This window comes from Actinomadura xylanilytica (assembly GCF_030283145.1).
Lineage (GTDB): Bacteria > Actinomycetota > Actinomycetes > Streptosporangiales > Streptosporangiaceae > Spirillospora > Spirillospora xylanilytica.
On the sequence record NZ_JASNWE010000004.1, the window covers coordinates 663,884 to 680,953 of the forward strand.

Below are 17,070 nucleotides of genomic sequence, written 5' to 3' on the forward strand. Positions count from 1 at the left end.
GATCCCGTGAACGGACGTACCGACAGCGTGGAGATCATTAGCCCGAACAACGTCCTGGCCAACGCGATGCTGCGCAGCGTCGACATGGTCCGGCCCCGCCTTCAAGCCGCCAACCCCGACCGGGTCGCGTTCTGCGTCGGCACCCAGATCAACGGCGCACCGCACCTGGGAACCTGCCTGGTGCAGACGGCGGCGTTCCTCCTGGCCAAGCAGACCAAGCGGGCCTTCGGTGTCGACACCATCGTCCGGTTCGGGGCACTCGACAATGCCCCCTACGACATCCGGCTCGACCCCGAAACCCACCATGCCTACCAGACCACCTACGCCTACGCACTCGGCGTCGACGGTGTAGAGGACCTACTCGGCAGGTACTACCGGGCCATGTTCGACTCCCTGGCTGATGCCACCGGCGTCGACTACGAGATCGAGACCTACACCGCCCAGCAGGCCGACCCCGCATTCCGGCACGAGTTCCTCGCCACCCTCGGCCGGCTGGCCCAGATCCGCTGGCCGCTCGCCCCCTCACACGGCCAGGTCCATATCCGGCTGCCGTGCCGGCAGTGCGGATGGGCGGAGAAGCGCGCCGAGCGTACCCGTCTGCTGCGCACCGGGTCCGGGGGCGCCGACTTCGCCGCGGTCTGCACCGACCACGGTGACTACGAGGTCGCGGTCACCGCCGACACCGGCGCCTACCTCGATCTGGCGACGCTCTACCGGAACCTGGTCAAGGAGCGCCTGGCGGTCCGCGACCACGTCACCCTGTCGGTGATGGTCAAGGGCGGCGACTGGGCATACGGCTGCCAGCTTGTCGACGAAGCCTTCGCCCAACTCCCCGGCCTCGTCCCGCCGCCGCGCGTGTTCACACCGATGGTGCTCACCGACACCGGCGCCAAGCTGTCGAAATCCCTGATCCGCGAGAACCGTGTGGCACCGCCGTCCGGCGCCCGGCCCTGGATGCTCGACGTCACCGACTGGGACGGCGACACCGACTCTTTCATCGACGCCATGGTCTGGCTCGTCTCACGGATGCTCGCCGACCCCAAACACTTCTACCGCTCCTACACGACCGCCGAACTGGACAGGATCATGACCGCACGCCCCGCCCCCACCACCGCGCCGCGCGCCCGCGAGATGAACCTCTATCGCCGCTACTTCGATCTGGTCGCCGCGGGAAGCAAGACGATCGAGGTCCGGGTCCAGTACCCCAACCTCCGCAACCTGGCCGCCGGTGACCACGTTCGGTTCGTGTGCGGCGGTGACGACGCCCTCACCCGCGTCAAGCGCGTCGCCCACTACAGCTCGTTCGAGGAGATGCTCGACACCGAGGACCCCGAGCGGGTGAACCCGACCAGCCCCCGCGACCAGCAGCTCGCCAACATCCGCCGCATCTACGGCCCTGAGAAAGAGGCCCTGGGCGTACTAGCGATCGAGATCGAGCTCATCAGCGAACCGACCGCTTGACCGATCGTCGTCAGTCCACGACCGGTACTTCCGCGTGGTCCAGCCATAGGTGCGTGCCGTCGTGCGACACCGTTGCGCCGAACCGTCCCAGCGCCTGCGGCGCGGCCGGTATAACCGGTTCGTCCCGCCCGAGTCCAGCTCCTAGGATCGGCGGCATGGCGACGCGGCTTGTTCAGATTCATGTGAAGGCTCGGGATGACTCGGCGCTCGGCCGGTTCTGGGCGGAGGCGCTCGCCTGGGACGCTTCCAGCGAGGGACCCGGCGTGACCAACCTCGAGCCCGAGGGCCTCGTCTACCCCGACCCCGCCGCCGTCTGCATCGACATCGTCGCCGACCCGCAAACCAAAACAACGAAGAACCGCGTGCACATCGATCTCGCCACGACCTCCGCCGCCCATCAGGCGGACCTGGTGGCGCGCCTTCAGGAACTCGGCGCAACGCCCGCAGACGTGGGCCAGAACGACGTCCCGTGGACGGTCCTCGCCGACCCCGAGGGCAACGAGTTCTGCGTCCTCACTCCGGCCTGACGCGAGCCGTGCCCGCGGGCGGCTTCGTGGTCCGGGCGTGCACACCGTGAAGGCCGCGGACGGGCCCGGGTCGTGATCGGGTGGCGGCCTGGTCAGGGCCGCCACAGCAGCACCATCCCGTCCCGGCCGCCCGCGCCTCCCGTTCCATGCGCGCCACCATCTGATCGTGACCGGTTTGAGGCATCCGGGACCGGCGCGGCGGTGCCCTGGCGCCGTGGGAGAGTGGGCGTGTGACCTTGGAGGACCTCGTCCGGCTGCGTCGGGCCCGTGACCGGATGGACCGCGACTACGCCGAGCCGCTCGATGTTCCGGCGCTGGCGCGCGGCGCCCTCATGTCGCCGGGCCACTTCTCCCGCAGCTTTCGCGCCGCCTTCGGGGAGACGCCGTACAGCTACCTGATGACGCGCCGGATCGAGCGGGCCAAGGCGCTGCTGCGGCGGGGCGACCTGACGGTGACCGACGTCTGCTTCGCGGTCGGCTGCACCTCGCTGGGGTCGTTCAGCTCGCGGTTCACCGAGCTGGTCGGCGAGAGCCCGAGCTCGTACCGGACCCGCCGCCATGACGAGGGCTCCGCCGTCCCGGCCTGCGTCGCCAAGATCCACACGCGGCCGATCAGGAACGGAGAAGCGGGCCCGTCCCCCGGCCCCTAGCGTGAAGCGCATGGACATCGAGCTTTCGCAGTGCTTCATCGCCGTAGACGACCACGACGCGGCGCTCGTCTTCTACCGGGACGTCCTCGGCCTGGAGATGCGCAACGACGTCGGGTTCGAGGGGATGCGCTGGGTGACCGTCGGCTCGCCGTCGCAGCCCGGTGTGGAGATCGTCCTCGAACCGCCCGTCTGCGACCCGAACGCCTCACCCACCGACAGGCGGGCCATGGCGGAACTGCTGGCGAAGGGCCTGCTGCGTGGTGTGATCTTCAGGACCGACGACTGCGACGCCGTCTTCGAGCGCGTCAGCGGCGCGGGCGGTGAGGTGCTCCAGGAGCCGATGGACCAGCCGTACGGCGTCCGCGACTGCGCCTTCCGCGATCCCTCCGGCAACATGCTGCGCTTCACCCAGCCTCGCGGGCAGTAGGCGCTACCCGGAGGGACGACGGCCGGTCCCAGACGGTGTCGGACCGGCTGATGATCCGGCGGAGTTCGCGTGCGCTTCGAGGTGAAACGGCCCGCATCACGATGTCGAGGAGCGCGCGGGCTTCGAGCGGGTCGCCGCAGCAGTACCAGTGCACGTCGCCCCACTCGTAGTCGTCCCATAGCCGACGCTCGGAACGATGGACGTAGTCCTTCCACAGGCGCACGGCGGCGCTGACGTCTCCCGGCTCCAGATAATTTCGGGTGTGCTCAAGGTGTTGGATCTCGGACAGCGCGCGCGAGGACAGACCGTCGATGACCGGACCCGCGTCTCGTGCCCGGTGAAGCGGGGCGCCCACTCACGCCTCCTCGACCACGCGGATCCGGGGTGGCCGCAGACTCCTCGGGTCGGTGCGCAGCGCGGCGCGCCCGCCGTTCCGGACGTCGATGAGGTCCGCTTCCCATCCCCCTTCACACAGTTCGGCGTCCGTCATGACCAGGTCTTCGCCGTCCCGGCCGGTGGCGGCCAGGTGCCCGATGAACCCGAAGGGCAACCGTTCGACGACCCAGCCCGGCCAGCGGGCGGCCGACTTCGCCATGAGTTGGGGTGGGACGCTGTCCGCCGTCCAGTAGCGGAGCCGACGTGCCGCGAGATCGATGACCGCGCCGGAGTCGGCGGTCTCCTCGGCCGGCATGGGATAGGGCGCATGGGCCAGTAGTTTTGCCGGGAGAGGTTCGCCGTGCTGCGCCAGAAATGGCACGATGCCGTTAACGGCGAGCTGGTAATCCATGACAATACCGTCGGGTGCGATAATGCTCACCACCGCATTGGCCGGGGCGAACCAGTCTGCGATCGTCTCATGGTAGAGAACTGAAATCTCTCGGTGGACGGGATTCCAGCCGACGAACCAGCCGTCCCGAGAGGTCAGGGCCGCGTCCAGCGGGGTCGCCTCCGTATCGGCCGGCGCGACGACCACCGGTCTGACCTCTGGCGCCACCGCGGCGAGATCCTCGCGTCCGGCCCAGGCGTAGCCGACATCCCAGCCGGCCCATCCAGGCGCCGACGCCAGCCGCAGTGCCGCACTTTCGAGGTAGGCGGCGCCGGACTTCAACAGGCCGCAGCCGAAGTAGCGGTATCGGCGCGTGACGAGGTCGAGCGCGACCCCCCGGCAGAACCACGAGTCCACGAGATCGCGTGCACGCTCGTCGCCCACCGCCACGCCACCGCGCAAGACCGCCTCGACGGTCCGAGCACGATCGCCTTCCCTGGCGAGGTACCAGTCCCCCCATTTCTGGCCCATCGCCCAGCACGACCCGTCTTCGGCCCGCAGCACGTAGGCGGTCCAGCATCCCATTTCAGATCCTCCGGGGTGGCGGCGGCGTTGCCGAGGACGCCGGTGATCGCCACCGAGGTCGCAGGGCTCGAGTCTGCTGGACGGGCCGGTTCCTGTCGACGCACGTGCCGTGGAGGCGGGTCCGGGGTCTTGGGCCCGTCTCAGAGTGCCTCGGCCGTCGCGCGAGCGCGTTATCTGGCCGGTGGGGCGAAGCCGGAGGCGAGCCCCACCGGCCAGATCGCGAAGCGATGTCGCGCTCGCCCAAGCACGGTCGGCGTCCGAGCCCTAGGCGAGGATGCCGGGCCGGGCGTTGGAAACACGGTCTAGGTCCACCACTGCGGTGGAGATCGGTGCACACCTGCCGGGTGTGTGGGCCCATCGATGAAATTGCCCGGTCTCGCCAGAATATTAATTGTTCGAGTACGCGAATCGGGCACGCCGGACGGCGGCCTGACCCCACTTTCAGGAGTTGCGTCCAGATGGTTGATACCGCACGGAAGAAGCGTCGTCTCCGGCCGGCCTTCGTGGCCATTTCTCTGGCCACCGCACTGACCGGGATCACCGCCTGTACGGACGCGAATCCACCCGCCGCTGGGAAGCCCGCCGGTGCCGCTCGGCCGACTGCCTCCAGCCGGCCTTCGGCGCCGTCCGTCCACATGATCGCGAACGGTGACCACAACCTGGCCTTCAACGTCGTGCCCGGCCGTCTCCCGGCCGTCGTCCTGGACGCCGGCGGGGGCGAGGACTCGTCCTACTGGACGAAGCTGGCACCCGTCCTGGCCCAGAAGACCGGCTCCATGGTCGTCACCTATGACCGGGCCGGCCTGGGGAAGAGCGACGAGGTCCCCGGGCCGTGGAAGGTCGAGAACGCCGTGTCCGACCTGGAGGCCGGGCTCACGAAACTGGGCATCACCCGCGACGTGGTCCTGGTGTCGCACTCCCAGGCGGGCGAGGTCGCCACCTACTTCGCCAAGAAGAACCCCGAATGGGCGGCGGGCGCCGTCCTCGTGGACGCCAGCCTGCCGGATTTCTACACCGACGCCGAGACGGCGAGGATCGAAGCCGCGAACAAGGCCCAGATAGCGGCTCTCAAGGACCAGCCCTCGACAAAACAGACCCGCCAGCTTCAGGCCACCGCGGCCGAATACGGTCCGATGCACCGCGCTTACCACAAGGTCTCCTGGCCGCAGAGCATTCCGGCGACCGCCATCGTCTCGGCGAAGACCCCCTTCGAGACGCCCGAGGACGCGCGACTCTGGCGAGACGCCCAGCAGCGGTTCGTGAACGCCGCACCGAATCGCGATCTCGTCACCGCCGAAAGAAGTTCGCATGACATCGCGGGAGATCGTCCTGATGTCATCATCGAGGCGGTCGCCAAGATGCTCACGATGTCTCCCAGGGGGCAGGCCGGTTGAGGGAACGGGCTCTACGATGCCGGGCATGTCCGTCTCTGCCTCCATCCTGACCAGCTCGTGCCCCTTCGGGGACATCTGGGACTTCGACCTCGTCGTCCTCGACGGCCGGCCTCTTCTCGTCGGAACCCAGGACCGCCACCACCGCGCCTGTACCTGGGACCCGGCCCGCGACCTATGGACGGAGCACTCGCTCGACGACCCGTGGTTCGAGGAGAAGGGCGGCTACACCGAGATCACCGCACTCGGCGCCGCGGTCGTGGACGGCCGGATCCTGATCGGCGGCGGCGGTGACCACCAGGGCTTCGCGCAATGGGACCTGGAGACCGGCAAGGTCAGGTTGTTCGCCCAGGACGGCGGCGTGGCCTCGGCGACCGCTGCCGACTTCGGCGGACGCGCGCTGTTCGTCTTCGGCGGCACCTCTCAGACGGCCGTACACGTGTGGGAGCCGACGGTGGCCGGACCCGGGGAGCCGGACGACCCTGCCGATCAGCCCTTCCCCCGCATCTTCCGGGCCGAGATCTGGGAACTGTGCGCCCGGTCGCTCACCGGCAGCGCCGTCGCGGCGGGCATGGTGGAGGACCGGCGGGTCGTGGTGGCCGGCGACCGTCGCGGCGCGGTGCTCGTGTGGGACATCGACGACGCCCGCCCCCTCGCCCGCTTCGACCGTGCCGGCGAGGGGCCGAGCGACTTTGCCCTGGCCACCGTGGACGGCCGCCCGCGCGTGGTGGCCGCTGGAGGGAGCGGTCTCATGCTGGGCGATCCTGACACCGGCGAGTGGGACGAGCCCCTCGCCGTGCCCGGCGGCAGGATCACCTGCCTGGCCGCGGGCCGCGCGAACGGCCGTCCGGTCGCCGTGACGGGCGCTGAGGACGGCACCGTGTGCGTCTGGGATCTGGCGGAACGACGCCTGGTGGACCGGCCGATCAGCGGACATCCCTACGAGGTGAACGGCGTTGGAGTGACCGAGCTGGAAGGCCGTCCAGTGATCATCAGCAACTGCCGTGTGGATGCCGTACGCGTGTGGCCACTGGACCTCTAGCTGTGGGAGGCCAGGACGTTGCCGCTCGCGGCGGGCTCAGGGTCGGACGAGTCCGTCCGTTTGGGCAGCAGGAGCGGGGTGGCGAGCAGGAGGACGCCGGACATGGTGATCGCGGCGAGCGGGCTGGTGAGGGTGGCGAGGACGCCCCAGATCACCATCAGGGCGGCCTGGAGGAGTTTGCTGCTGACACTCCAGGCGGTGAGGACCCGGGCGGCATGGTCCGCGGGAGTCCGTTGCAGGCGTTCCGTCGCGTAGATCGGATTGAAGACGCCCATGCAGGTGATCAGCAGGCCCTCGACGAGGATCACAGTGAGCAGTCCGGGGATACCGGGCTGGACGAACGCGAGACCGAGCGGGAAGAGCGATCGCAGCCAGCCGGAGACGGTCATGACCCGGCGCCGGCCGTAGCGGGTCACCAGGCGGGCGGAGAGGCGGGCGCCCACGAAGCCGCCGAGTGCCGGGACGCCGAAGGCGAGACCGTACTGCCAGGCCGGGAAGTGGTACTGGCCCAGCAGGAGGACGGACAGGAGCGGGAGGGCGGCCATGATGAGGCCGCTGACCAGGATCGAGTTGAGGAACAGGCGCCGTAGTACGCGGTCGCGGAGGATGAACCGCCAGCCCGCGAGAAGGTCGGATCCGCGCAACCTGGTGGCCCGCTCGCGGGGTGCCGCGACGTCGCCTCCGCGGATGCGGAGGACTCCGAGCGCGGACAGCAGGTAGCTGAGGGCGTCGGCCATGACGGTGACGACCGGGCCGACCAACCCGATGAGCGCACCGCCGAGGGGCGGACCCACCGCGGTAGCCGCCCAGCTCGTGCCCTCGAACCTCCCGTTCGCCACAAGGAGGTGATCGCCACGGACGAGGTATTTCAGATACGCGCCCGATGCGGCGCCGAAGGCGATGTTCGCGGTCCCGGAGACGACCGAGACGACCAGCAACTGGCCGTAGGACAGCAGGTCGAGGACGTACGCGATCGGAACGCTCGCCATCGCGACGAACCGGATCAGGTCCATCGCGATCATCACCGGACGCTTGGCCCGGTGCTCGACCCACGGCCCGAGCGAGAGCGCGACGGCCGCCGCGACGGCGAGCCCGGCCGCCTCCAGAAGCGAAACGGCGAATGCCGACGAGTGCAGCACTCGAACCGCGATCAGCGGGAACGCTCCGAAGGCGATCCACGTGCCGTATGTACTGACGGCGTAGGCCGACCACAGCCAACCGAAGCTGCGTCCCAACTGCACGCGCATGCGACTCCCTTGTGACAACCGATGTTCGGGTCTCTGTATCGCATCAGCCGCACTGTCACGGGATCAAACAACCGGCGACCGGCGAGCCACAACGATCGGTTGGGCACCCATAGGCTGGGTCCATGGATACCGAAGCGGTGCGATCGTTCGTCCGCGCGGCCGAGCTCGGGCAGTTGCAACACGCGGCCGACGAACTCGGCGTGACACAGCAGGCCGTGTCGAAGCGGATCGCGACCCTCGAGCGCGAACTCGACGTCCGGTTGTTCACCCGCACCGCCCGCGGGGTCGAGCTGACACTCGACGGCCAGGCCTTCCTCCCGCACGCCCGGAACGCCGTCACGGGCATCGATCGCGCCATCACCGCGATCAGACCGGGCTCGCGGGCCCTCCGGATCGACGTTCTCGGCCTGCGGTCCGCGCAGGCCGTCGTCCTGCACGACTACTGGCGGTCGCATCCCGGCACCGACCTCGACGTGGTGGTCCTCAGGGTCAACGACCCGCGCGTGGCGGTCGCCGCCGTCCAGGCAGGCGATATCGACGCCTCGTTCCGCACGATCACCGACCCGGCCGCGCTGCCGCGCGACGTGCGAATGATCCGCGCGTTCGACTCCCCGTTGGAACTCCTCGTCGGCCCGAGACATCCGCTCGCCTCCGCACGCACGCTGACACCGCCCCAGTTGCGCCGGCACCGGATCTGGGTGCCGGGTATCGCGCCGCGAAGCGAATGGGCGGAGTTCTACGATCAGCTCACCACCGACTTCGACCTCCGCGTCGACGCGGCGGGCCCGAACTTCGGCAACGAGGTTCTCCTCGACACCCTCGCGGACTCCGCGGACGTGGCCACCCTCGTGGGCGCGCGCGACCGGTACATCTGGCCGACCAACCACGACCTGCGCCGCATCCCGATCGTGAATCCGACGCTCGCGTACCCGCTCTCACTCATCCTCCCCAGAACGAATCCGCACCCGGGACTCCGGGCGATCATCGACCACCTCGGAAGCCTGACACCGCTCCCCGGGACGGTCTGGCTCCCCTCCTGGGCACGCAACCACGCCGCGGCGACGGAGACACCGGACATGGAACGGTCGAGGGCGGCCAGGGCGGCAGAATTTCGTGGGTGACGAACCTGACCGACATGAGTGAGCGCGAGTACTTCAGGCTCGTGCGGATCCATCGTCGAGGAACGCCGGTGAGTTCGGATACAGCAAGGCTGCGGCGCACTGGTCGAAGAGCCATTGCTCGGCCTTGGAGAAGGACCATCCGGTGTCGTCGAGCAGCGTGAAGTATCCGCTGTAGCCGAAGTAGAACCACAGGACGTCGGCGGCGCGCCGCGCGTCGATGCCCGGGGCGAGGCCGCCGAGCTCGTCGAGGCGTCCCGCTACCGTGGCCAGCGTCCCGCGGTACCGGTGCGTGGAGAGCCTGAGCTTCTCCGCTGCCACGCTGTCGTGCGGGCCGGTCGCGAGCATCACCCGCATGATGTCGCCGTACTTCTCGCGTACCTGCCGGCTCGCGCTGGCGACCAGCCGCAGGATCTGCGCTGGGTCGTCGAGTCCGGCCAGCCGGTCGAGGCTGCTGCGCAGGATCGGGTCGGCGCCCCAGATATCGCTCAATATCACGATGAGCCCCTTTTTCCCTCCCGTCACCGCGTAGACGGTCGCGGGGGCGACGCGCGCCTGCTTCGCGATCTGTTCGACCGTGGTGGCGAAGTAGCCCTGCTGGGCGAACAGCGCGCGGGCGGCCTGGACGATCGCCGCGCACGTCGCCTCGGCGTACTCGGCCCGACGGCCCGTGGCCTGGCTGCCGTCCATCTCCGCCTCCGGACCCCTTGCTCTGACAGGTGAGGCGCAGAGTCTACCGACCGGCCCACGGCGGGAGCGGTCGCCGGGCTGTTGATCAGAGTGTTACTCTGATCAACAGAGGCACACTTTACCGAGTCGGTGGCATGCCGCGGCCGGGACGACGGGTGACGGCACCTCGCTCCAGGCAGGAGTTCGATATATGAGCGACAACAAGGTCGCGCTCGTCACGGGGACGTCCAGCGGGATCGGTCTGCACACCGCCGTGGGATTGGCGCGCACGGGAGCCCGAGTCGTCGCGACGATGCGGGACACCGGCCGGGCGGACCCGCTGCTGGCCGAGGCCGCCGACCAGGGGGTCGACCTGACGGTGCGGAGGCTCGACGTCACCGACCACGACGGTGCCCGTGCGTGCCTCGACGAGGTGGCGGCCGAGTTCGGGCCCGTCGAGATCCTCGTCAACAACGCCGGCCAGTCCGTCGCGGGGACCCTGGAGCAGCTCGATGACGCCGTCCTGCGCAGGCAGCTCGATGTCAATCTCCTGGGCGCCGCCGCGCTCACCCGGCATGTGCTGCCGTCGATGCGGGAATCCGGTGCCGGCCGAATCGTCAGCGTCACCAGCGACAGTGCGGTCGTCGGCCAGCCGTTCCTCGACGCCTACTGCGCATCGAAGTTCGCCCTTGAAGGGCTGATGCAGTCCCTGGCGCCGGTCGCGGCCCGTTTCGGTGTCGTGGTCAGCGTGGTCGAGCCCGCGCACGTCTCCACGAACATGGCCGAGAACGTCGACCTCCAAGCGCTGTCCGACCCCGACGACCCCTACCGCGGTCTGACCGAGAAGTTCCTCCGGAGTTCCTACGCGGCCATGGCACGGGCGCAGGCCGTTCAGGATGCGGCGGCGGTCGTGATCGAGGCGGCGACGACCGGCACGCCCCGCTTCCGCTGGCAGACGTCCGAGGCCGCCGTCGCTTCGGCCCGGCTCTCCCTCGCGGACCTGGACGGCGGTGCCGTCCTCAAGGCCATGTCCGGATGGCTGGACTGAGGCGGTCGCTCTCTGCGCCGAGAGCCGTACCCCGCGGGCTTCAGACAGCGTCTCCCCGTCGTGCCCGACCGGCGGAGCCTCCCCCAGAACCAGCGAAGGAGTAAAGATGTCCGACCAGCATCCGACCCCGACTCCCGTCCTCGAGCCCGCCGCCGCCGCGTTCGCCGAGGCCACCGCCAACCCGCCGTTCCTGTTCCAGTTGCCGGTGGACGAGGCGCGTGCCGCGGTGGACGAGGTCCAGTCCGGCGAGATCTCCGCGCCCGAGATCGACGAGGAATGGGTCACCGTCGAGGGCGGCCCGACCGGATCGGTCCAGGCGCGCGTCGTCCGGCCGAAGGGGGCCGCCGGCCCCCTGCCCGTCGTCATCTACATCCACGGCGCCGGATGGGTCTTCGGCAACGCCCGCACCCACGACCGCCTGGTCCGGGAGCTGGCCGTCGGCGCCGGCGCCGCCGTGGTCTTCCCCGAGTACGACCGCTCGCCCGAGCACCGGTACCCGGTCGCCATCGAGCAGAACTACGCGGTCGCCCGCTGGGTGGTCGCCAAAGGCGCCGGCAAGGGCCTGGACGCGTCCCGCATCGCCGTGGCCGGAGACTCCGTCGGCGGCAACATGGCCATCGCCCTCACCCTGATGGCCAAGGAGCACGGGGACGTGCCGCTGGTCCAGCAGGTGCTGTTCTACCCGGTCACCGACGCCGCCTTCGACACCGGCTCGTACCACCAGTTCGCCCAGGGCTACTTCCTGCGCCGCGACGGTATGCACTGGTTCTGGGACCAGTACACCACCGACGAGAACGAGCGCGCGCAGATCACCGCGTCGCCGCTGCGGGCCACCACCGAGCAGCTCGCCGGGCTGCCGCCGGCCCTGGTCATCACCGCCGAGGCCGACGTCCTGCGCGACGAGGGCGAGGCCTACGCCGCCAAGCTGCGCGCCGCGGGCGTCCCGGTCACCGCCATCCGCCAGCTCGGCGTCATCCACGACTTCGTGATGCTCAACGCCCTGCGCGAGACGCACGGCGCCCAGGCCGCCATCGACCAGGCCGTCCACACGCTGCACACCGTCCTGCACCGGGGCTGACCCGCACGGGTGCCTCTGGGGATCAGCGACCGCCGAGTCGCCACCGGGAAGGGCCGGTGGCGACTCGGCGGCGTTGTGACCGGCCGGGCAGGCCGGTCCGCGAGCCGGTCAGGATCGGTGCGCCCAGGGAATGCCCTCGAGCAGGCGCTCGAGCCGCAGCTCACCGTCACGCGTCTGCCCGCCATGCTCCATGACCACCCGAAGCCGGTCGACGACGTCGTCCGGGGACGGGTAGACCTTCGCGTGGGCGGTCGCCTCCTCGGTGAGGTTCGGGACGGGGCCGCTCGCCTCGGCCGCGTCCAGCGCCTCCTTCGCCGCGGCGGCGACGCCCTCGGGCAGGACCGCGACGCGCCGCGCGAGGGTGTCGACGAAGGCGTCGAGGTGCTCGTCCGGCACCGCGCGGTTGATCCATCCGTAGCGTTCGGCGAGCTCGGTCCCGAACGGCTCCGCGCCGAGCACGATCTCCAGGGCGCGGGCGCGGCCGACCAGCCGGTTGAGGTACTGGGTGCCGCCCCCGCCGGGGAAGATGCCCATCAGCGACTCCGGCTGCGACAGCCAGGTGCGGTCCGCGGCGGCGAACCGCATGTCCGCGGCCATCGCCAGTTCGACACCGCCCGCCCGCGCGTACCCGCGCAGCTTCGCGATCGTCACCTGCGGCAGGGTGCGCAGCAGCTCGTTGAGCTGCTGGAGAGGGTTGAGGGACGGGTCGGCGTCGGGATCGGCCAGCGCCATGAGCGTGCTGGGGTCGAAGGACCACTCGAAGTCCGCGTGGGCGGAGAAGAAGTCGGGGTTGGCGGACTGGAAGACGATCACGGCGATGCCGGGGTCGGAGCGCACCTCGGTCGCGAACGCCTTGAGGTCGCCGGCCAGCGTGGCGTCGAGGGTGTTGACCGGCGGGTTGTCGATCGTGACCCAGGCGACCCGGTCCTCGGCGCGGACCACGAGGGACTGGTAGCCGTTGTAGCTCATCACTGCGCTCCCTTCGGCCGGACCGCCTGGCGGCGCCCGGCCGAGCATTATTTAGTGGGCGTTACAGAAGTAACGTAGCAGATTCTTTAGCGTGCGGTAAAGTATTGGCATGGCTGGTAGACCGAGGACGTTCGACCGGGACGCGGTACTGCGGATGGCGATGCGCGCGTTCTGGGAGCGCGGGTACGACGGAGTGAGCGTCGCGCAGCTCTGCGCGGAGGCCGGGCTGGCCGCGCCGAGCCTCTACGCGGCCTTCGGCGACAAGCAGGCCCTGTTCGAGGAGGCGTCCGCGCTGTACACCGAGCATCTCGACGACGACCTGGAGCGGGACCTGTCGGCGGCCTCCGCGCGCGAGGCGATCGAGCGCCTGCTGCGGTCCTCGGCGGAGCACTTCACCGCGCCCGGGTCGCCGCCCGGCTGCCTCGTCATGGGCGAGCCGCGGCTCGCCGAGCGGCGCCGGAAGACGCGCTCGGCGATCCGCGCGCGGCTGCGCCGGGCCGCCGCGGAGGGAGAGCTCTCCTCGGACGACGAGGCCGACGAGATCGCGGTGTTCGTCGACACCGTGCTGACCGGCATGGCCGCCCAGGCCCGCGACGGCGTCGGCCGCGCGGAGCTGCTCGGCGCGGCGCGGAGCGCGGCGCGCGCCTGGCCTGCCGGGACGGATGCGTAGACCACGGTCCCACGGACGCGGGGCGACGGTTCAGCGACGCAAGCCGCCCCCGCCGCTGCCTGCTTCCGGCGCGGCGGGGGCGTGGTCCCGCGTGGTCAGACCTGCGTTGAGTCCATCGCGTGCGGCACCCTGGCCACCGAACCCGGCGCGGGCGCGGGGCCGCTTTCACTGAGCCCGAATCGTCCGTGGAACCTGCGCATCAACCCGGGCGCGTACCAGGCCGAGCGGCCGAGCAGCCGCATGGCGGCGGGCACGAGGATGCCGCGCACGGCGACCGCGTCGATGAGGATGGCCAGCGCGCTGCCGAGGCCGAACATCTGCATGAAGCTGACCTTGGCCGTCCCGAACGCGAAGAAGCTCACCGCCAGCAGGCAGGCCGCGGCGCTGACGATGCGTCCCGTGTGCCCGAGGCCGTTGACCACGGCGGACTCGGTCCCCTCGCCCTGGTCGTGGAGTTCCTTGATCCGGCTGAGGACGAACACCTCGTAGTCCATCGAGAGGCCGAAGGCGATGCAGAACATCAGCACGGTCATCGACGTGTCCATCGGCTGCGGGGTGAAGCCGAGCAGGGAGGCGAGGTGGCCGTCCTGGAAGATCCAGGTCATGACGCCGACGGCCGCTCCCAGGCTGACCATGTTGAGGACCAGCGCGCGCAGCGGCTGCACGACGCTGCCGGTGAACAGGAAGAGCAGGAGGAAGGTGGTGAGGGCGACCAGCCCCACGGCGAGCGGGAGCCGGCTGGCGATGGAGTCCTTGGAGTCCACCAGTTCGGCGTCGCGTCCGCCCACCAGGCGGTGCGACTCGGCGGCCGGCGCCGTGACCGACCGCACCTGCTCGACCAGCGCCTGGGCCTCGTCCGACTTCGGCGCCAGCGAGCTCACCACGTTGATCCGCTGAGCGTCGGGACGGCCGAGGGCGGCGTTGCCGGAACCTGCCGCCGCGGGCCGTCCGCCGACGTAGTCCCCGGTGGACGCGGCCACGCGGACGACGCCCTTGAGCCCGGACAGTTCGGACGCGTACGAGCCCAGCGGGCCCGCGGCCACGGGCCGGTCGATCACGATGTTGATGGCCGCGGCGTCGTTGCCGCCGAAGTTCTCCCGCAGCGCGGTCGCGACCTGGCGGCTCTCGGCGTCCTCGGGCAGCACCCGCTCGTCCGACGTGCCGAAGCTGACGCCCAGCAGCGGGCTCGCGGCCAGCAGCAGCACCAGGAGAACCGGCAGCGCGGTCAGCGCGGGACGTCGCATGGCGGTGCCGGCCAGCCGTCCCCACATGGACCCCCGGGCGTCCGGCCGCTCGGACTTGGCCCACGACAGCCGGCCGCTGTTGACCCGGTGACCGAGGACGCCGAGCAGCGCGGGCATCACGATCAGGGCGCTGACCGCGGCGACGACGAGCACACCGACCCCGGCGAACGCGAACGAGCGCAGGAAGAACTGCGGGAACACCAGCAGCGCCGCCAGCGCGGCGGCCACCGTCGCGGCGGAGAACGCGACCGTCCGGCCCGCGGTGTGCACGGTGTGCCGGACGGCGTCGTTCACCTCCGCCCGGCCGCGAGCTGCTCCCGGAACCGGTTGATCATCAGCAGCGCGTAGTCGATGCCGAGGCCGAGGCCGAGGGCCGTGGTCAGGTTGGTCGCGAAGACCGAGACGTCGGTGAACCCGCCGAGCAGGGCGAGTTCGGCGAACGTCCCGACGATCGCGATGGTGCCGATGATCAGCGGCAGCACGGCCGCGACCACGCTGCCGAAGACGACCAGGAGCAGCACCAGCGTCAGCGGGACGGCGATGCTCTCGGCCAGGACGAGGTCGCTCACCACCTGCGTCGACAGTTCGCCGGCCACCGCGGTGGCCCCTCCGGCCTGGACGGAGAGCCCGCCCTTGTCGGGTCCGGTGTAGGCGTCGAGGATGCCCTGGAGGTTCTCCTCCTGCTCCTTGTCCTCCCCCTTCATCGTGGCGAGCACCATGGCCTGGCGGCCGTCCTTGGAACGGAGATCAGGGCTGCCCGTGTCCCAATAGGAGATCACGTTCTCAAGGTCGTGTTCCTTCTTGAGGTCGGCCGCCAAGGCCTGGCCGCTCTGCTTGGCGGCAGCGGCGTCGACGCCCCCTTCGGGCGCGCGGACCAGCAGGACCAGGTTCGTCTCCCCGCCGAACTTCTCGTCGATGACCCGCCCGGCACGGGTGGACTCGGAGGCCGGGTCGTCGAAGCCTCCCCCCACCAGCTTGGCGAACGCCCCGGCGCCCACGACGCCCATCAGGGCCACGGCCAGGGTGGCGACCACCAGGACCAGCCGGGACCGGCGAATCGCCAGCTCGGCTATGCGGTCAAACATGCACGATCTCCTTGCGTCCTACGGTGAAAACGACGTGCGGCAGCCACGGTCGGCCTGAAGGAATGGGAACCACGCGCCCGTGGCGACGGTTCCCCTGCCCGACGAGGAGCCGGCGCCGCGCCGCGGCTGCCCTTCGCCCGTCAGGGGCGTGCGGGCTCGGACTCGGGACGGGACGCGAAAACGCACTCCTCGTCGCCGTTGACGACGTTAGTGACGCAGAAGAAGATTTGGCAGTGTTAGATTTTTCTGACAGCCCGCGTATACGCCGGTGGAAGGCGGGCAGGCGCCCCAGAGCCTGCGGTCCGGGACCCCGTCGCAGGACCCTCCCGACCAGGCGCCACCCGCACATCTCGGCGGCGCGCTGAGGCGTCAGGGCGACCGGTGGGGCGGCCACGGAGGGCCGCCCCGGTTCACGGCGCTCAGCCGATCAGGAACTTGCCTCCCCTGCTGATGGACGACCAGGACTTCGACAACGACGCCTTGTGGCGCGAGTTGTCGATCGGGTCCCACCAGTAGATGTACTTACCGCCGGTCGTCGAGTAGCCGTAGGCGACGATGTAGTGGCCGGCCTTGTCGCTGTTCGTGGGGCCGTAGGGACGGTGGCCGAACTCGACCCGGCCCGTCATCGTCCAGCCCTTGTTGGTGGCGTTGGTGACGTACGTCCACAGCTTCCCGGAATTGGCCGGCTGGGTGTTGATGAACTCGTGCTTATTGCGGATGCCCGTGTTGTTCAGGCCCTTGATGAGGTTGCTGTTGCTGGTGCCGGACTTCTTCGTCGACATCTTGCCCGCGAGATACTTCTGCGAGGGAAGCTTCGACTTGCTGAAGAACCGGGACAACATCACCCGGCCGCTGGCGGGCCCGCAGTAGTAGTTGTTCGGCTGCGTCTGCGTGACGATCGAGAGCGTCTTGGTGGCCTGGATCGAGATGCCGCCGGACGCGGGCGCGACCGGGGCGGTGACGGGCGCGCGCACGGGCGCCGCGGGTGCCGCGGCGTGCGCGGCCGTCGGGCTTGAGACGAGCAGGACGGCAGGGGTGAGGGCAAGCGCGCCGACAAATGCGCGCATGCCCGGAGGCTTGGCCATGGCGGGAA

General features: G+C 70.1%; 17 protein-coding genes and 1 pseudogene. 10 read left to right on the forward strand and 8 right to left on the reverse strand.

What is annotated here, in order from left to right; all coding sequences use genetic code 11:
• Positions 1-6 precede the first annotated feature (6 nt).
• From QP090_RS26960 to QP090_RS26975, 4 genes and pseudogenes are all read left to right on the forward strand, one after another.
• A complete protein-coding gene (locus QP090_RS26960) occupies positions 7-1,461 on the forward strand; it encodes an ASCH domain-containing protein (protein ID WP_285942206.1) in 1,455 nt (484 codons plus the stop codon).
• Between the two features lie 155 nt (positions 1,462-1,616).
• A pseudogene (locus QP090_RS26965) lies at positions 1,617-1,982 on the forward strand (VOC family protein); the annotation flags it as partial.
• 281 nt (positions 1,983-2,263) lie between these two features.
• A complete protein-coding gene (locus QP090_RS26970; protein WP_285942802.1) occupies positions 2,264-2,638 on the forward strand; it encodes a helix-turn-helix transcriptional regulator in 375 nt (124 codons plus the stop codon).
• Positions 2,639-2,648: 10 nt separating this feature from the next.
• A complete protein-coding gene (locus tag QP090_RS26975; RefSeq protein ID WP_285942207.1) occupies positions 2,649-3,065 on the forward strand; it encodes a VOC family protein in 417 nt (138 codons plus the stop codon).
• Here QP090_RS26975 and QP090_RS26980 read toward each other — a convergent pair.
• Together QP090_RS26980 and QP090_RS26985 are read right to left on the reverse strand one after the other, a co-directional pair.
• Positions 3,043-3,420, reverse strand: coding sequence for a hypothetical protein (locus QP090_RS26980; RefSeq protein ID WP_285942208.1), 378 nt, complete (start codon positions 3,418-3,420; stop codon positions 3,043-3,045). The genes QP090_RS26975 and QP090_RS26980 overlap by 23 nt on opposite strands.
• Complete coding sequence (locus QP090_RS26985; protein ID WP_285942209.1) at positions 3,421-4,416, reverse strand: hypothetical protein; 996 nt, start codon at positions 4,414-4,416, stop codon at positions 3,421-3,423.
• Positions 4,417-4,874: 458 nt separating this feature from the next.
• Between QP090_RS26985 and QP090_RS26990 the strand changes: the two genes are divergently transcribed.
• Together QP090_RS26990 and QP090_RS26995 are read left to right on the forward strand one after the other, a co-directional pair.
• The gene (locus QP090_RS26990) at positions 4,875-5,810 is read left to right on the forward strand and encodes an alpha/beta fold hydrolase (RefSeq protein WP_285942210.1); all 936 of its coding nucleotides are present in this window, start codon (positions 4,875-4,877) and stop codon (positions 5,808-5,810) included.
• Between the two features lie 25 nt (positions 5,811-5,835).
• Entirely contained in the window at positions 5,836-6,849 is a 1,014-nt protein-coding gene (locus QP090_RS26995) for a WD40 repeat domain-containing protein (RefSeq protein WP_285942211.1), read from the forward strand.
• Here the strand turns inward: QP090_RS26995 and QP090_RS27000 are convergent.
• Complete coding sequence (locus tag QP090_RS27000) at positions 6,846-8,096, reverse strand: MFS transporter (protein WP_285942213.1); 1,251 nt, start codon at positions 8,094-8,096, stop codon at positions 6,846-6,848. The two genes, QP090_RS26995 and QP090_RS27000, sit on opposite strands and share 4 nt — an antisense overlap.
• 122 nt (positions 8,097-8,218) lie before the next feature.
• Here QP090_RS27000 and QP090_RS27005 point away from each other — a divergent pair, with 122 nt between their 5' ends.
• Entirely contained in the window at positions 8,219-9,217 is a 999-nt protein-coding gene (locus QP090_RS27005; RefSeq protein WP_285942214.1) for a LysR family transcriptional regulator, read from the forward strand.
• Positions 9,218-9,250: 33 nt separating this feature from the next.
• On the opposite strand, the gene QP090_RS27010 is transcribed toward QP090_RS27005, so the two are convergent.
• A complete protein-coding gene (locus QP090_RS27010; RefSeq protein ID WP_285942215.1) occupies positions 9,251-9,904 on the reverse strand; it encodes a TetR/AcrR family transcriptional regulator in 654 nt (217 codons plus the stop codon).
• Between the two features lie 190 nt (positions 9,905-10,094).
• On the opposite strand from QP090_RS27010, the gene QP090_RS27015 reads away from it, so the two are divergent.
• Complete coding sequence (locus tag QP090_RS27015; protein WP_285942216.1) at positions 10,095-10,931, forward strand: SDR family NAD(P)-dependent oxidoreductase; 837 nt, start codon at positions 10,095-10,097, stop codon at positions 10,929-10,931.
• A gap of 106 nt (positions 10,932-11,037) precedes the next feature.
• Positions 11,038-12,009 (forward strand): alpha/beta hydrolase, encoded by a 972-nt coding sequence (locus QP090_RS27020; RefSeq protein WP_285942217.1) that lies wholly within the window; start codon positions 11,038-11,040, stop codon positions 12,007-12,009.
• Between the two features lie 108 nt (positions 12,010-12,117).
• Here QP090_RS27020 and QP090_RS27025 read toward each other — a convergent pair whose 3' ends face one another.
• Entirely contained in the window at positions 12,118-12,978 is an 861-nt protein-coding gene (locus QP090_RS27025; RefSeq protein WP_285942218.1) for an enoyl-CoA hydratase/isomerase family protein, read from the reverse strand.
• A 109-nt stretch (positions 12,979-13,087) separates the two neighbouring features.
• Here QP090_RS27025 and QP090_RS27030 point away from each other — a divergent pair, with 109 nt between their 5' ends.
• The gene (locus tag QP090_RS27030) at positions 13,088-13,648 is read left to right on the forward strand and encodes a TetR/AcrR family transcriptional regulator (RefSeq protein WP_285942219.1); all 561 of its coding nucleotides are present in this window, start codon (positions 13,088-13,090) and stop codon (positions 13,646-13,648) included.
• Between the two features lie 95 nt (positions 13,649-13,743).
• Here the strand turns inward: QP090_RS27030 and QP090_RS27035 are convergent, their stop codons facing one another.
• The 3 genes from QP090_RS27035 to QP090_RS27045 form a co-directional block, all read right to left on the reverse strand.
• The gene (locus QP090_RS27035) at positions 13,744-15,186 is read right to left on the reverse strand and encodes an MMPL family transporter (protein ID WP_285942220.1); all 1,443 of its coding nucleotides are present in this window, start codon (positions 15,184-15,186) and stop codon (positions 13,744-13,746) included.
• Positions 15,183-15,977 (reverse strand): MMPL family transporter, encoded by a 795-nt coding sequence (locus tag QP090_RS27040; protein ID WP_285942222.1) that lies wholly within the window; start codon positions 15,975-15,977, stop codon positions 15,183-15,185. Before QP090_RS27040 ends, QP090_RS27035 begins: the two co-directional genes overlap by 4 nt.
• 419 nt (positions 15,978-16,396) lie before the next feature.
• Positions 16,397-17,062: a C39 family peptidase gene (locus QP090_RS27045; RefSeq protein ID WP_285942223.1), complete on the reverse strand. Its 666-nt coding sequence runs from the start codon at positions 17,060-17,062 to the stop codon at positions 16,397-16,399.
• Positions 17,063-17,070: the final 8 nt, after the last annotated feature.

Bases quoted from the DNA above. Each gene is read 5' to 3' on its own strand.
- QP090_RS26970 (WP_285942802.1), top strand. From the start codon at position 2,264: ATGGACCGCGACTACGCCGAGCCGCTCGATGTTCCGGCGCTGGCGCGC.
- QP090_RS26975 (WP_285942207.1), top strand. From the start codon at position 2,649: ATGGACATCGAGCTTTCGCAGTGCTTCATCGCCGTAGACGACCACGAC.
- QP090_RS26985 (WP_285942209.1), bottom strand. From the start codon at position 4,416: ATGGGATGCTGGACCGCCTACGTGCTGCGGGCCGAAGACGGGTCGTGC.
- QP090_RS26990 (WP_285942210.1), top strand. From the start codon at position 4,875: ATGGTTGATACCGCACGGAAGAAGCGTCGTCTCCGGCCGGCCTTCGTG.
- QP090_RS26995 (WP_285942211.1), top strand. From the start codon at position 5,836: ATGTCCGTCTCTGCCTCCATCCTGACCAGCTCGTGCCCCTTCGGGGAC.
- QP090_RS27000 (WP_285942213.1), bottom strand. From the start codon at position 8,096: ATGCGCGTGCAGTTGGGACGCAGCTTCGGTTGGCTGTGGTCGGCCTAC.
- QP090_RS27005 (WP_285942214.1), top strand. From the start codon at position 8,219: ATGGATACCGAAGCGGTGCGATCGTTCGTCCGCGCGGCCGAGCTCGGG.
- QP090_RS27010 (WP_285942215.1), bottom strand. From the start codon at position 9,904: ATGGACGGCAGCCAGGCCACGGGCCGTCGGGCCGAGTACGCCGAGGCG.
- QP090_RS27015 (WP_285942216.1), top strand. From the start codon at position 10,095: ATGAGCGACAACAAGGTCGCGCTCGTCACGGGGACGTCCAGCGGGATC.
- QP090_RS27020 (WP_285942217.1), top strand. From the start codon at position 11,038: ATGTCCGACCAGCATCCGACCCCGACTCCCGTCCTCGAGCCCGCCGCC.
- QP090_RS27025 (WP_285942218.1), bottom strand. From the start codon at position 12,978: ATGAGCTACAACGGCTACCAGTCCCTCGTGGTCCGCGCCGAGGACCGG.
- QP090_RS27030 (WP_285942219.1), top strand. From the start codon at position 13,088: ATGGCTGGTAGACCGAGGACGTTCGACCGGGACGCGGTACTGCGGATG.
- QP090_RS27040 (WP_285942222.1), bottom strand. From the start codon at position 15,977: ATGTTTGACCGCATAGCCGAGCTGGCGATTCGCCGGTCCCGGCTGGTC.
- QP090_RS27045 (WP_285942223.1), bottom strand. From the start codon at position 17,062: ATGGCCAAGCCTCCGGGCATGCGCGCATTTGTCGGCGCGCTTGCCCTC.